We start from the raw sequence: 13,184 nt of genomic DNA on the forward strand, positions 1-13,184 counted from the left end.
ACCTGACCCAACGACAAGCTGAAGCCTTGGGCGGGGGGTTGTCTGCCCCCCCACTGCCCTTGGCAGGGCAGCCCCCCCCGAGGATTTTTATGGAACAGAGAAGGGGAGGGGCGCGCGCATCAGCAATGCGTCGACTTTGCCGGAGGGGCGGGCATAGTATTTCGGGCGGCGCGAGACCGTTTCAAAGCCGGATTTTGCGTAGAGGGCGATGGCGCTTTGGTTGTCTGAGGCGACTTCGAGGAAGGCCGTGTCGGCCAGTGTTGCGGCGGCGGTCATCCATGTGGCCATCAGGTCTTGGGCGATGCCGCGCCGGCGGTGATCGGGGTGGGTGGCGATGGTCAGCAACTCCGCCTCGCCCGCGACGGCGCGCCAGAGGGCAAAGCCGTGGGGGCGGTGGTCGAGATGACAGTGCGGGCTGTCGAGCAGGCTGCGGAATTCGCTGGCCGACCACGGTCGGTCCTGCGTGAACGCAGCGGCGTGCAGGGCCGAAAGGTTGTCGGGCGTCACGGCAGCAGGCGCGGCGGCGCATCGCGCGCGGGGGCCGCATCGGGCGGGCGGATGTAGAAGGGCGTCGGCGCGGGGAGCGCCGCGGGCCAGAGCGTCGCGGCGTGTTGTGCGATGGCGCGGGCAAGTGCATCGGGGTCTGGATCGGGCGCGGGGGTGTCGATGGTGTCGCGCGCGACAAGCTGCGGGCCATCTGCGTTTTGGACGAAGGCCATGTCGCGTGGTGCCGGAATGGTGACTGTGGTGCCCGCGGGGGCGCAGAGCGTGCGCGCCTCGAACCCCGTGACGCCATAGGCTGGGATGTCTAGGCCAAGGGCCAGACCGCGTGCCGCCGAGACGCCGATGCGGATGCCGGTGAAGTTCCCCGGTCCGATGCCAACTGCGATTGCATTAAGGTTGGACCACTTGGCATTGCCGCTTTGCAAGACCTCTTCGAGCAGGACCATCAGACGTTCGGCCTGTCCTTTAGACATGGCTTCACCCGCGCTGGCGATGACGGTTTCACCGCGAAGCAGGGCGGCAGCGCAATGGGGGCCGGATGTGTCAAAGCCGAGGATGAGGGGGGCGTCGGTCACGGGGCAAGGCTCGTGCTGGTGCTGTAACGGCAAACAGCGACCGCTTGGGGGTCGCTGTTTGTTGTGGGTTGATTAGCGCCATCAATGTGGCGCGCCGTCCGGAGCATGCCCTTAGACCGCGACGGGGCGGACTTCGGTCACTTCGGGAATGTAATGGCGCAGCAGGTTCTCGATCCCCATTTTCAGGGTCAGGGTCGAGGACGGGCAACCAGCGCAGGCGCCTTGCATGTGCAGGTAGACGACGCCACGTTCAAAGCCGTGGAATGTGATGTCGCCGCCATCTTGCGCAACGGCAGGGCGCACGCGGCTGTCGAGAAGTTCCTTGATCTGGCCCACGACGGCCTCGTCCTCGCCACTATGTTCGGCGTGACCGGAGGCTGGCGCGTGGCCGTCATCCATCACCGGCTGGCCGGATTGGAAGTGTTCCATGATCGCACCCAGCAGGGCAGGTTTGATGTGGTCCCAATCAACGCTGTCGGCCTTGGTAACGGTAACAAAGTCCGTGCCGAAGAACACGCCTGTCACGCCTTCGACCGCAAAGATGCGTGCGGCAAGCGGTGACTTGGTCGCCGCATCCGCTGTCGGGAAGTCCGCAGTGCCCATTTCAAGCACGGTCTGACCGGGCAGGAATTTCAGCGTGGCGGGATTTGGCGTAGATTCGGTCTGGATAAACATTGCGCGTCTCCTGAAAGGTTGTGACGGATATGCGCCCGACGCAGGCCCAAGTCAAGGTTTGGAATGGTTCTAAACTGTTGTGGGCGATGACCGCGCCGCAAGCTCAAGTAATTGCTTCGAGCCGTTCCTTGCTGAGATCGCCGGGAACGATGGTGATGGGGATCGGCAGGTTGCCCGCATTGCGCGTCAGTTGCGTGACCAGCGGGCCTGGCCCCTTTTTGTCGGTGCCCGCGCCGAGGACAAGCACGCCGATATCGTCATCTTCCCGCACCTGTTTGATGATCTCGTCCACGGGCTGGCCCTCGCGGATCACCAGTTCGGGGTCCACACCCTGCTTGTCGCGCATCCATTTGGCGAACACCTCGAAATGGGCGTGGATGCGTTCGCGGGCTTCCTCGCGCATGACCGCGCCGACACCGATCCAGTGATTGAACTCGTCCGGAGGGATCACCGACAGGATCGCGACGCCGCCCCCTGTATTCGCCGCACGCATCGCGGCGAACCGCATCGCGTTCAGGCATTCGCGGCTATCGTCCAGCACCACCAGAAATTTGCGCATGACAGGCCTCTTTTCATTCCCGCGCCCAGCATGACGCTGCAACACGAAGCTGGCAATGGAAAGTTACTTGCGATCAGGCCGATGCGGCCCAGTCCCAATAAAGCGATCGTGCGCGGCGGGTGACGGGGCCGATCTGGTATTGTGTATCCTCAAAGGCGGTGACGGGGGTCACTTTCATCATGTTGCCGGACAAGAATACCTCGTCCGCGTCGGCAAAATCCTGAAAGCGCAGCACAGTCTCGTGCACTTCAACGCCATCGGCGCGCAGGTTCGAGATGTGGCGCGCGCGAGTGATGCCGGACAGGAAGGTACCGTTCGGAATCGGGGTGAACACCACGCCGTCCTTGACCATAAAGACGTTGGCGGTGGCACTTTCGGCGACATTGCCCATGGCATCGGCCACCAGTGCATTGCCAAAGCCGCGCTTGCGCACTTCGGCCAGCATGCGGGCGTTGTTGGGATATAGGCAGCCCGCCTTGGCGTTCACAACATTGTCCTCAAGCACGGGGCGACGGAACTGCGTGCGTCCCAAGGTGGTCGAGGCGTTTTGATCCGCCATTGGCACTGCTTCGAGGCAGATAGCAAAGCCGGTGGACTCTTTCTGCGGCACAATCCCCGACGCGTCGCCGTCAATGGCCCAGTACATCGGGCGGATATAGACGGCATCGTTCGGGCCATAGGCGGTCAGCCCCTCGCGCACGGCGGCGACGATATCGGCAGGGTCCATGCTGGGCGTGATCATCAGCGCCTCGGCCGAGCGGTTCACGCGGGCGCAGTGCGCCTCAAGATCGGGGGCGCGGCCATCGAAAAAGCGTGCGCCGTCAAAGACGGTCGTGCCAACCCAGCTGCCATGATCCGCCGCGCGCATGATCGGAACATCGCCGTCATGCCAGCTGCCGTTGAAATATGTGCGGATTTGCGTGCCGATTGCCATGGTCTGTCCCTGCTTGTTTCGCGCACGGTATCAGACAGGGATGCGACTGCCAGCGTTTTCAGTCCGCAGGCTTCAACTGGTACACACCTTCGGGCAGGTCCAGTGCGGCAGCCAGATCGCGGACCTGTTCGGGCGACAGGGTAATGCGCAGCACGCTGTCGGTGCGCGGATCGAACTGTTCCACGGTGATACATTCGGCAAAGCTGTTGACGATCACGTCTTCCTGAAGCGGGCGCGCGCCCTCATCGACAAGGGTGATAACGGTGGCGTCGAATTCGTGTTCAATTGTAAACATAAGGACGACGCTAGGACATGCCGCGCGATTTGCAAAGAGGCCGAACTTCGCCCGCGATACAATGGGGACTGGAAGCGGCGCGCATGCATGTTAAATATTACGCCAGCCACGCACAGTGCTGTGCGCCCGCCATAGACCAAGAGGAAACGCCCCTATGCTCCGTTGGATAGCTGTTCTGTCGATGCTGACACTTGCGGCAGCCTGTGATGACGTTGTCGTCGGATCGGCCCCGACCTCGACCGGACCACTGCCCGAGGCGCGCGATGTGCCTGACCAGTTGCGCACACGTGACCAGACGGGGCGGGCCTTTACCTCGGTTGTGGCGCGGGTCGAACCGGTGGCGGAACGCGAATGCCGCACCCGCACCACGGGCGTGAATTGCGACTTCCGCATTCTTGTGGACGACCGCCCGAACCAGCCTGCCAACGCCTTCCAGACTTTGGATGAAAACCAGCGCCCGCTGCTGGTCTTTACGCTGGCGCTGCTGGACGAGGCGCGCAACGCGGACGAGATCGCCTTTGTTATGGGACACGAGGCGGCGCACCACATTCGCGGCCATATCTCGCGTCAGAAACAGAATGCTGCCGCAGGGGCGGTGATCTTTGGCGGGTTGGCGTCGATCACAGGTGGCGATCCCAACGCGATTGACGCGGCCCAGCGGATCGGTGCGCAGGTTGGCGCCCGCAGCTATTCCAAGGATTTTGAGCTTGAAGCCGACGCGCTTGGCACAGTCATCACGGCACGCGCGGGGTACAATCCGGTCGAGGGCGCGCAGTTCTTTAACCGCATCCCCGATCCCGGTGATCGTTTCCTTGGCACGCACCCGCCCAACGCGCAGCGTATCGAAACCGTGCGCCGGACGTCGGCAGGGTTGTAAGCCCCGCGCCGGCAGAACCCGCACGGCACCACAGCGCTGGCAGGAGGTCGGTTGAAACAGCTTGGCCAGATACTGACCGACAAAGGGTCGAAATACGCGGTGTCGGGCTGTTCGGTGACGGACCGCGCCGCGATTGATGCGGCGCTGCGCGATCTCAAACAGGACCGGCGATATGCCAAGGCCACCCACAACACATGGGCGGTCGATCTGCGCGACGGCGGCCCGATCAAGGGTGATGACGGCGAATCGGGTGCGGGTATGGTGATTTTGCGCATGCTGGCGCGGGCCGAATTGCAGGACCATCTGGTGATCGTGACGCGCTGGTATGGCGGCAAACACCTTGGCGGCGACCGTTTCCGCCACGTGCAAACCTGCGTGCGGGCCTATCTGGACGCGCTTTGATCTGGGTCAAGGCGGTCTTGGCGGGGGCAAGGCATGGTGGCCCCAACAGCCCATCAGCCAAGGATCGCAACCATGACCAATGCCCGCCTTAAACGCCACGCTGACCTTGTTGACCGTATGGCCACGGCCCGTGGGATCGACCTGCAACAAGCCGCGCTGCGCGGCGATCTAAGCCCGTCGGACATTTCCGATCTGGTGATCAACTGCTGCGGCTGCACCCAGACAGAAACCTGTACGCGCTGGCTGGGCGAACAGGTGGGGGCAGTATCGGCGACCCCGCACTACTGCCGCAACGCCCGCGCCTTTAGCGAACTGGCAAAGTGATCAGGCGGACACGCCGACGGTTACAGCCGCGAAAAAGCAGGTAGAGGCCGCGAGCACAAAGCTGTGCCAGACCGCATTCTGATAGCGCATCTCGGGATAGCGGTAGACCAATGTGCCCAGCGTATAAAGAACACCGCCCCCGATGATCAGCCCAACGGTGGCAGGCGGCAGCGTCTGGATCATCGGCCAGATCAGCAGCACACTCGCCCATCCCATGCCAAGATACACGGGCAGCGATCCGCGCCCGTCCGGTGTCCAAAAGCTCAGCTTGCCGACGACACCAATCAGGGCAACGATCCAGACCCCCGCCAGTACCACATAGGCAAAGACCGATCCGATCAGCACCACCAGCGGCGTATAGGTGCCCGCAATCTTGAGGTAGATCGCCGCGTGGTCAAAGCGCCGGAACACCGGACGCGACCGATCCCACGGCAGCAGGTGATAAAGGGCGGAAATGACCAGTGACAGGAACAGTAGGCCGGTATAGATGCCCGTCGCCGCGATCTGCGTCTGGTCCTGCGTCTGCGCGACATAGACCACCAGCACGATGCCCGCCGCCATGGCAGAGATCACACCGATTGCATGCACGGACGCGTCGGCAAGGGTTTCACGAAGGGAATAAGGATATGACATAAGCTCAAACTGACTTGGGACGATGCGCTAGTCTAGACCGGCAATCGTCACGAGTATGTTGACGTTGCGCCAACACGGCGCAGGTGCCAGCGATAGATGAGGGGGGCAAGCACGTGATCGTAGGTCGCATTGGCCACCCAGTTCACGCCTGGCAGAGACACAAGCCGTGCTAGCCAGCGATAACGGGGCATGTCCTGCCACAGCACAATAAAGGCGGGAATGCCGGAATAGATCTGGTCGCCCTTCAGCACATAAAGCCGCCGCGCCGCCGCGTCCCGCGTAAGGCCCCAATCGGCCAGTTCGTCGCGGTTCAGATCCTCAAATCGAATCGGCAGATCACGGCGCGCGCTATAGGCGGCGTAGTGGTCAATCTCAAAACTGCACACGGGGCAGTCGGCATTGTAAAGGACTCGGGTTTCATCGGACATGCCTTGCCACTTAGGGCACGCGCCGCGCCTTAACAGGGGATAGGCGCGGCAATCTGCCCTTAGCGCGGTTTGTTGCCGTCGATCCAGCGTGACATCATCACCTTATCCTTGAAACACTGCGCCGGAATCTGGCGCCGTTTCAGTCGCGCAATGCGTTCGGCAAACTGCACCTGCTTGGCGCTCGGGTAGGCGGCGAACTGGTTCTCGGGCGCGCGCTTTGCGCGGTCGATCCATGCGGACAGTCCCGCCTTGTCGTGCAGCAATTCGGCGGGCAGCTTTTCCCCGGTGCGGACGGCGAGGGCGCGGGCATAGGCGACCTGTTTCTCGGTCGCGGGTGTGGGTTCTGCGACAGGCATGGCGCTGTGTGCAGGATCAAAAAGTCCGGGCTGACGTGCGTGATACGACATCTGTGTTCTCCGTTCCTTGGCTTGGAACAAATATAGAACACGCAATATGCATTTCAAGGGGCATGGTGCTGGCAGGCCATAAAGCGCTGGCCTGCCAGCCATTCAGAGGCTTAGTGCGAGGCCGCGCCGTGGCCGCCATGTGCGCCTTCTTCGGGGGCGCGTTCATTATCGACAGGGACGGTCACAACCATCTCGCCCGCCGTTTCAAAAACGAGGGTCACAGTGATCTCGGCGTCCTGCTCAAGCGGGCCGGTCAGCCCCATCAGCATGACGTGATCGCCGCCGCGCACCATGTGGTGCATCTCTCCGGCGGGAAGGGCGATTCCGCCTTCGATTTCGCGCATCTGCATGACGCCATCACCGGATTCGACATGGGTGTGCAGTTCGACACGCTTGGCCGCATCGGTGCTGACCGCGATCAGGCGGTCGTCCTGATCTGTCATATTGTGCAGTGTCATGAACGCCGCGCCGGTTTTGGCGGTTGGCGTTGCGGCGCGGGCATAGGGATCCATAACCATGATGCCATCGGCAAGGGCGGGCAGGGCAAGGCAGGTTGCGGCCACAGCGGCCAGAATTCGGGTACGATAGGACATAAGAGCCCCCTTTTTCAGAAGATAAATCGGTTCGGGATGTGGTCGGGATCAGGCCGCGACAGGGGGTGCGCGCGCCTTGCGCGTCCCGTCGGGGCGATCCGGCGCGACTATGGCCCGCGGCGCATCGGGCGAGGTGGCCACCACAGGTGCCGTGCGCAGTTCGAACGAAGCGACGGCCAGCATATCGGGCGCTGCCACCATGCAGTCGGGGCAGGCATGGGGGCTTTGTGTCGGATTGCCCTGCGCGTCGATGTAGATCACGCTGGTCTGCAAGCCGGTGCAGATGACCATCCGGTCCACCGCCGCATCCATATGGCGCGCCTGCGCGGTCGTCACACTGGTCAGTGCAACCACCATAGAAAGCAGCAAGGATGCGAGAACACGTATCATAGGCGATGCTTACGCCAGACGCAGGGCACACTCAACTGCGGCAAACTGCGTCGGTGCAGGGGAACGGCGTATCGTGCGGTCCTGCCGGAAATGGAAAAAGCCCCGCCTGCCGATGCAGACGGGGCCAAATTCAGTGCGTACAAACGGGCCTATCAGGCGTTTGCAGCTTGCGCCTTGGCGATTTCTTTTTTCACTTTCAGCACGCTTGGCGACAGTTCCGCGTCCTTGGCTTTGGCAAGGAACCCGTCCAGACCACCGCGGTGGTCAACTGTGCGCAGCGCAGCAGCAGAGATGCGCATCTTGATGCCGCGGCCCAGAGTTTCGGACTGCAGAGTGACATCGTTCAGGTTCGGCAAGAACCGACGACGTGTTTTGTTGTTGGCGTGGCTGACATTGTTGCCAGTCATCGGGCCTTTACCGGTCAATTCGCATACGCGCGACATGGCTTATCCTCGTCATTTGGTGCGAAACGGACTTCGCAAATCTAGCAAAGGACGCGTCGGTGACGGCGCCCGGGAATCTGGTTTGGCGGTGATTAGGCCCATGGCCCGCCCGCGTCAACCCCTCTGACACAGTGCAGGGGGGCAAACCACTGCTTATCTCGCCAGCTTTTCCTCTACCAGCCTGCGTGCGGCCATAACAGGGGTCAACGCGCCGCTTGCCACCTGATCGGCCAGATCGTGCATCGCCCCGCGCACATCCGCCGCGTCCAGTTGCGCCAAAAGCGCTTGGCGCACTTCTTCCTCGAACCAGTATCGGGCCTGTGCAGCACGTGTGGCGTCGAAATGGCCGGCATCGCGCCGCCACGCCACAAGGGTCTGCATGTCCTCCCACGCGCTGTGCAGCCCTTCTTCGGCCAGTGCCGAGACGGTCATCGCCTTGGGAAAGCCTTCGGGGTCTTGCGGGCGTTTGCGCAACAGGCGCAGCGCACCGGCATAATCGGCACAGGTACGGGTGGCGGCAGATTTCAGATCGCCATCGGCCTTGTTCACGAGAATCATGTCGGCCATTTCCATGATGCCGCGCTTGACGCCTTGCAATTCGTCCCCGCCCGCAGGGGCCAGCAGCAGCAGGAACAGATCGGCCATCTGCGCCACAACGGTTTCGGACTGGCCGACACCCACCGTTTCGATCAGCACAACGTCGAATCCCGCCCCTTCGCACAGTGCGACCGCCTCGCGGGTGCGCCGCGCCACACCGCCCAGATGGGTGCGGCTGGGAGAGGGGCGGATAAATGCCTGCGGCGCGCGGGCCAAACGGTCCATCCGCGTCTTGTCGCCCAAGATCGACCCGCCCGACCGTGCCGAGGATGGATCAACCGCCAGCACGGCCACGCGCAGCCCTTGGTCTACCAGCATCATGCCGAACGCTTCGATGAAAGTGGATTTGCCGACACCGGGCGTGCCGGACATGCCGATGCGCAGTGCCTGACGGTCGCGGGGCAGGGCCGCGATCACCTCGGCCCCTGCGGCCTGATGGTCGGCGCGCGCGCTTTCGACCAGCGTGATGCCACGGGCGAGGGCGCGCCGCTCTCCTGCGGCGATCCGGCGGGCCAGATCGGTGGTGTCCATCGCGCTCTCCTGTGTTGGGGTGTTTTGTGGGAAAGGCGGGCGCAAATGTCCAGTGTTGGCGCGCGCGTGGTCTTCGGCCATAAGGCGCGAATGACCTTTGAACTGCCCATTGATGCCATCCTGCCTGACCTGATCGCAGAGCTGCGCCGCGCAGGGCGTGCCGTGCTGCAAGCGCCGCCCGGGGCCGGTAAAACCACGCGTGTGCCGCTGGCCATGCACGCGGCAAAGCTGACCGATGGCAAGATCCTGATGCTGGAACCGCGCCGCCTTGCCGCACGCGCTGCCGCCGACCGCATGGCCGCGACCTTGGGTGAAAAGACCGGCCAAACCGTCGGCTACCGGATCAGGGGCGAAAGCGCGGTCGGCCCCGACACCCGCATCGAGGTCGTGACCGAAGGCATCCTGACCCGCATGTTGCAGGACGCGCCCGATCTGCCCGGTGTCGGGGCGGTCATCTTTGACGAATTCCACGAACGCTCTCTCAATGCCGATCTGGGCCTTGCGCTCTGCCTTGAAGTGGCCGAGGCGCTGCGCGATGACCTGCTGCTGCTGGCCATGTCCGCCACCCTTGATGCCGGTCCCGTGGCCAAGGTGATGGGGGCTGAAATCCTGACCTCCGAAGGCAAGAGTTTCGAGGTCGAACCCCGTTGGCTGGACCGCCCCGTGCCCAAGGACACGCGGTTCGAAACGGCTATGGCGGACCTGATCCTGAACGCGCTGTCCTCTGCCGACGGGTCGCTACTGGCCTTCCTGCCTGGCGAGGGAGAAATCAGACGCACCCAAGCCCTGATCGAGGCCCATGTGCCCGCAGGCACCACCGTACATCCGCTGTTCGGTGCGATGGATTTCAAGGCCCAACGCGCCGCGATCACCCCGTCCGACGCGCGCAAGGTGGTGCTGGCAACGTCGATCGCCGAAACCTCGCTGACCATTCCGGATATCCGCATCGTGGTGGATGGCGGGCGCGCGCGGCGGGCCAAATTCGACGCCCCTTCGGGCATGTCGCGGCTGGTCACCGAACGCGTCACCCGTGCCGAAGCAACCCAGCGTGCAGGGCGGGCAGGTCGTGTTGCGCCGGGCGTGGCCTACAAACTTTGGACCAAGGGCGAGGACGGCGCGCTTGCCGCCTTTCCCCCGCCGGAAATCTCCAGCGGTGATCTGGCGGGCTTCGCGTTAGAACTGGCCGTGTGGGGCGGGGATGAAGGCTTGCGCTTTGTAACGCCACCCCACGCCGGACGGCTGGCCGAGGCGCGCGCGCTGCTGCACATGTTGGGCGCGCTGGACGATGCGATGCGCATCACCGACCATGGCCGCGCGCTGGCCCGCCAACCGCTGCACCCGCGACTGGCCCACATGCTGGTGACCGCAGGGCAACAGGCCGCGCCGCTGGCAGCCCTTTTGGCCGAACGCGACCCTTTGCGCGGGGCGGGCACCGACCTCAAACTGCGCATGCGCGCCATCGACGACCCGCGCGCCTTTCCCAGTGCCCACCGTGGCGTCATCGCCCGCATCAAGGACGAGGCAAAGCGCCTGCGCCGTACCACCACGCGGGCCGCGCCGCTCGACTTGGGCGAGATGGCCGCGCTGGCCTATCCCGACCGCATCGGCTTGCACCGCACGGGCAACGCACCCCGCTATGTGTTGTCGGGGGGGAAGGGCGCGGTCCTGCCCCAAGGCGACAGCCTCACGGGGCAACGCCTGCTGGTGGCGACCGACCTTGATGGTGATCTGCGCGAGGCCCGGATCAGACAGGCCGCCGCCCTGACTGAAGAAGGCCTCGAAAACCTGTTCGCGGACCAGATCAGTTGGCAAAACTTGTGCGCATGGTCCAAACGGGACCGCGCCGTACTGGCCCGCACGCAACGCCGCTTCGGCGCGCTGGTGCTGGACGACCGCGCATGGGGCGAGGCACCAGATGCGGACATGGCACGCGCCATGCTCGACGGGGTGCGCGAACTGGGGTTAAAACCATCGCGCGGGGCCAAGCGTCTGATGGCGCGCGCCGCCCTGATGGGGGATGATTTCCCCGACCTGTCTGAACAGACCCTGATGGACACGCTCGAAGACTGGCTTTTGCCCCATCTTGGCACCGTGCGCACCGCCGCAGAATGGAAAGCGTTCGATATCCTGCCCGCCCTACAGGCGCATCTAGGATGGGACGATATGCAACGCCTCGACCGCGCCGTGCCCGGCCATTTCGAAACCCCGCTGGGGCGCAAAATTGCCATCGACTACGAAGGCGGCACACCGAACATCGCCGTGCGCCTGCAGGAAATGTTCGGCGTCACCACACACCCCATGCTGGGCACCACCCCGCTGCAAGTCACGCTCCTCTCCCCCGCCCAACGCCCTGTGCAGGTCACCTCCGACCTGCCGCGTTTCTGGGAAACCTCCTATAGCGACGTGCGCAAGGACATGCGCGGCCAATACCCCAAACACCCATGGCCCGAAGATCCGACACAAGCCGACCCCACTTTACGCGCCAAACCGCGCAAATAACCGCCTCTTTTGGCCAAAAATACTGCGGGGGAGTCCGTAAGGACGGGGGCAGCGCCCCCTAACTATCGCGTCGCGACAGCGTCCTTTGGATCAGGGCTGCGCCGCCCACGGGCCGTGATGCGCACCGTTTTTATCGGTGCGTTCGAACCCGTGATTGCCAAAGAAATCGCGCAGGCCCTGGATCATATCTGCCGTGCCCCGCCCCTGTGCCATGCTGTCATGCCACGACAGCGCAGCCGCCAGTGCTGGCACCGGCTGGCCCGCAAGGGCGGCGGCCGCTACAACGCGGCGCAAACCGGGAACTGCGGCTTGCAATTGCGCCACCATCGCGGGCGCAAGGATCATATGGCCGTGCGGCAGTTCCCCGCGAAACGCGTCGGCAAAGGCCCCCAGAAGGGCCGAGCGGATGATACAGCCCGCGCGCCAGATTTCGGCAATCCGCGCCATGTCCAGCGACCAGTCAAAGGTCTTCGAGGCCGCTGCCATGACGCCAAAACCCTGCGCATGGGCCAGAATGCGCCCCGCCAGAAGGGCATCGCCCAGATCGGCCTCGGTCGGCAGGATGTCGGGCTTTGTGCCATGGTCCAGCAAGTCTTGCGCCGCCAATCGCGCGTCCTTTTGCGATGACCATGCCCGCGCGCCGACCGCCGCTTCGATCACAGAGGCGGACTGGCCCAGCTTCAGCGCCTCGATCACGGTCCACAGGCCGGTGCCTTTCTGTCCGGCGGCATCCCTGATCATCTCGACCATGGGGCGCCCGGTTTCGTCATCCACGGCGACCAGCACGTTATGCGCGGTCTCCACCAGATAGGATGCCAGCGGCCCGTCCTGCCAGCGCCCGAACATCGCGCCGATCTGCGACGGGGTGCAGCCGCCAAGATCGCGCTGCACGCCATAGACCTCGGCGATCATCTGCATGTCGGCATATTCGATGCCGTTATGCACGGTTTTCACAAAATGACCCGCACCATCGGGGCCGACATGGGCGACGCAAGGATCACCTTCGAAATGGGCCGAGATTGCCTCGGCCATGGGGCGGAACTGTGTCCACGCGTGATCCGACCCGCCGACCATCATTGATGGCCCGTTGCGCGCGCCGTATTCGCCGCCCGACACGCCCATGCCGACAAAGTGGATGCCTGTGCCGTCCAGTTCCGCGTTGCGCTGGCGGGTCAGGTTGAAATCGGCGTTGCCGCCATCGATGATCGTGTCGCCGTCTTCCAGCAGGGGGCGCACATCGGCGATCATCTCGTCCATGGGCGTGCCGGACGGAATCATAAACAGGATCGTGCGGGGCGCTTTGATCGCGGCGACAAAGTCCGCCAGTTCCGCATGGCCACTGACCGCACCGGCAAGCCCTTGCGCCTCGTTCAGGAACGGGTCAATCCACTCGGCCTCACGGTTCGAGACAGCGACAGAGAACCCGTTATCCGCCAAATTCAGGGCCAGCGCGCTGCCCATGGTCCCCAAGCCGTAAACCCCGATATCTGCCGCCATGCCCTGCGCCCTTCATGCCAT

At 63.8% G+C, this 13,184-nt stretch carries 18 protein-coding genes; 4 read left to right on the forward strand and 14 right to left on the reverse strand.

Annotated elements, in window-relative coordinates; translation table 11 throughout:
• Positions 1-87: 87 nt before the first annotated feature.
• The 6 genes from AC6GQJ_RS14070 to AC6GQJ_RS14095 form a co-directional block, all read right to left on the reverse strand.
• Entirely contained in the window at positions 88-507 is a 420-nt protein-coding gene (locus tag AC6GQJ_RS14070; RefSeq protein ID WP_500769315.1) for a GNAT family N-acetyltransferase, read from the reverse strand.
• Positions 504-1,079 carry a tRNA (adenosine(37)-N6)-threonylcarbamoyltransferase complex dimerization subunit type 1 TsaB gene (tsaB, locus tag AC6GQJ_RS14075; RefSeq protein ID WP_500769317.1) on the reverse strand — a complete coding sequence of 192 codons (576 nt, stop codon included), beginning with the start codon at positions 1,077-1,079 and terminating at the stop codon, positions 504-506. The genes AC6GQJ_RS14070 and tsaB overlap by 4 nt, the downstream gene beginning before the upstream one ends.
• Before the next feature lie 111 nt (positions 1,080-1,190).
• Positions 1,191-1,754 (reverse strand): NifU family protein, encoded by a 564-nt coding sequence (locus AC6GQJ_RS14080; protein WP_500769319.1) that lies wholly within the window; start codon positions 1,752-1,754, stop codon positions 1,191-1,193.
• A 103-nt stretch (positions 1,755-1,857) separates the two neighbouring features.
• Positions 1,858-2,313 (reverse strand): universal stress protein, encoded by a 456-nt coding sequence (locus AC6GQJ_RS14085; protein WP_500769321.1) that lies wholly within the window; start codon positions 2,311-2,313, stop codon positions 1,858-1,860.
• Between the two features lie 73 nt (positions 2,314-2,386).
• Positions 2,387-3,247 carry a branched-chain amino acid aminotransferase gene (locus tag AC6GQJ_RS14090; protein ID WP_500769323.1) on the reverse strand — a complete coding sequence of 287 codons (861 nt, stop codon included), beginning with the start codon at positions 3,245-3,247 and terminating at the stop codon, positions 2,387-2,389.
• 58 nt (positions 3,248-3,305) lie between these two features.
• Complete coding sequence (locus AC6GQJ_RS14095; protein WP_500769325.1) at positions 3,306-3,542, reverse strand: DUF8831 family protein; 237 nt, start codon at positions 3,540-3,542, stop codon at positions 3,306-3,308.
• Between the two features lie 154 nt (positions 3,543-3,696).
• Here AC6GQJ_RS14095 and AC6GQJ_RS14100 point away from each other — a divergent pair, with 154 nt between their 5' ends.
• From AC6GQJ_RS14100 to AC6GQJ_RS14110, 3 genes are all read left to right on the forward strand, one after another.
• On the forward strand, positions 3,697-4,419 hold the full coding sequence (locus tag AC6GQJ_RS14100; protein ID WP_500769327.1) for a M48 family metallopeptidase: 723 nt from the start codon (positions 3,697-3,699) through the stop codon (positions 4,417-4,419).
• A gap of 51 nt (positions 4,420-4,470) precedes the next feature.
• Positions 4,471-4,821 (forward strand): YigZ family protein, encoded by a 351-nt coding sequence (locus AC6GQJ_RS14105; protein ID WP_500769329.1) that lies wholly within the window; start codon positions 4,471-4,473, stop codon positions 4,819-4,821.
• 72 nt (positions 4,822-4,893) lie between these two features.
• A complete protein-coding gene (locus tag AC6GQJ_RS14110) occupies positions 4,894-5,145 on the forward strand; it encodes a DUF6455 family protein (RefSeq protein WP_500769331.1) in 252 nt (83 codons plus the stop codon).
• On the opposite strand, the gene trhA is transcribed toward AC6GQJ_RS14110, so the two are convergent.
• The 7 genes from trhA to meaB all read right to left on the reverse strand — a co-directional run bounded on the left by trhA (position 5,146) and on the right by meaB (position 9,167).
• On the reverse strand, positions 5,146-5,778 hold the full coding sequence (gene trhA, locus AC6GQJ_RS14115) for a PAQR family membrane homeostasis protein TrhA (RefSeq protein WP_500769333.1): 633 nt from the start codon (positions 5,776-5,778) through the stop codon (positions 5,146-5,148). It lies immediately after the preceding gene.
• A gap of 47 nt (positions 5,779-5,825) precedes the next feature.
• A complete protein-coding gene (locus AC6GQJ_RS14120) occupies positions 5,826-6,206 on the reverse strand; it encodes a thiol-disulfide oxidoreductase DCC family protein (protein ID WP_500769335.1) in 381 nt (126 codons plus the stop codon).
• 59 nt (positions 6,207-6,265) lie between these two features.
• The gene (locus tag AC6GQJ_RS14125) at positions 6,266-6,613 is read right to left on the reverse strand and encodes a hypothetical protein (RefSeq protein WP_500769337.1); all 348 of its coding nucleotides are present in this window, start codon (positions 6,611-6,613) and stop codon (positions 6,266-6,268) included.
• A gap of 110 nt (positions 6,614-6,723) precedes the next feature.
• Positions 6,724-7,206: a copper chaperone PCu(A)C gene (locus AC6GQJ_RS14130; protein WP_500769339.1), complete on the reverse strand. Its 483-nt coding sequence runs from the start codon at positions 7,204-7,206 to the stop codon at positions 6,724-6,726.
• Between the two features lie 48 nt (positions 7,207-7,254).
• A complete protein-coding gene (locus AC6GQJ_RS14135) occupies positions 7,255-7,596 on the reverse strand; it encodes a hypothetical protein (protein WP_500769341.1) in 342 nt (113 codons plus the stop codon).
• Between the two features lie 152 nt (positions 7,597-7,748).
• On the reverse strand, positions 7,749-8,039 hold the full coding sequence (gene rpmB, locus AC6GQJ_RS14140; RefSeq protein ID WP_500769343.1) for a 50S ribosomal protein L28: 291 nt from the start codon (positions 8,037-8,039) through the stop codon (positions 7,749-7,751).
• Positions 8,040-8,192: 153 nt separating this feature from the next.
• Positions 8,193-9,167 (reverse strand): methylmalonyl Co-A mutase-associated GTPase MeaB, encoded by a 975-nt coding sequence (gene meaB / locus AC6GQJ_RS14145; protein ID WP_500769345.1) that lies wholly within the window; start codon positions 9,165-9,167, stop codon positions 8,193-8,195.
• 90 nt (positions 9,168-9,257) lie between these two features.
• On the opposite strand from meaB, the gene hrpB reads away from it, so the two are divergent.
• Positions 9,258-11,666 carry an ATP-dependent helicase HrpB gene (gene hrpB / locus AC6GQJ_RS14150; RefSeq protein WP_500773929.1) on the forward strand — a complete coding sequence of 803 codons (2,409 nt, stop codon included), beginning with the start codon at positions 9,258-9,260 and terminating at the stop codon, positions 11,664-11,666.
• Between the two features lie 90 nt (positions 11,667-11,756).
• Here hrpB and gnd read toward each other — a convergent pair whose 3' ends face one another.
• Positions 11,757-13,163 (reverse strand): NADP-dependent phosphogluconate dehydrogenase, encoded by a 1,407-nt coding sequence (gene gnd, locus AC6GQJ_RS14155; RefSeq protein WP_500769347.1) that lies wholly within the window; start codon positions 13,161-13,163, stop codon positions 11,757-11,759.
• Positions 13,164-13,184: the final 21 nt, after the last annotated feature.

The sequence above is a fragment of the Tateyamaria sp. 7Alg 36 genome, from assembly GCF_059882455.1.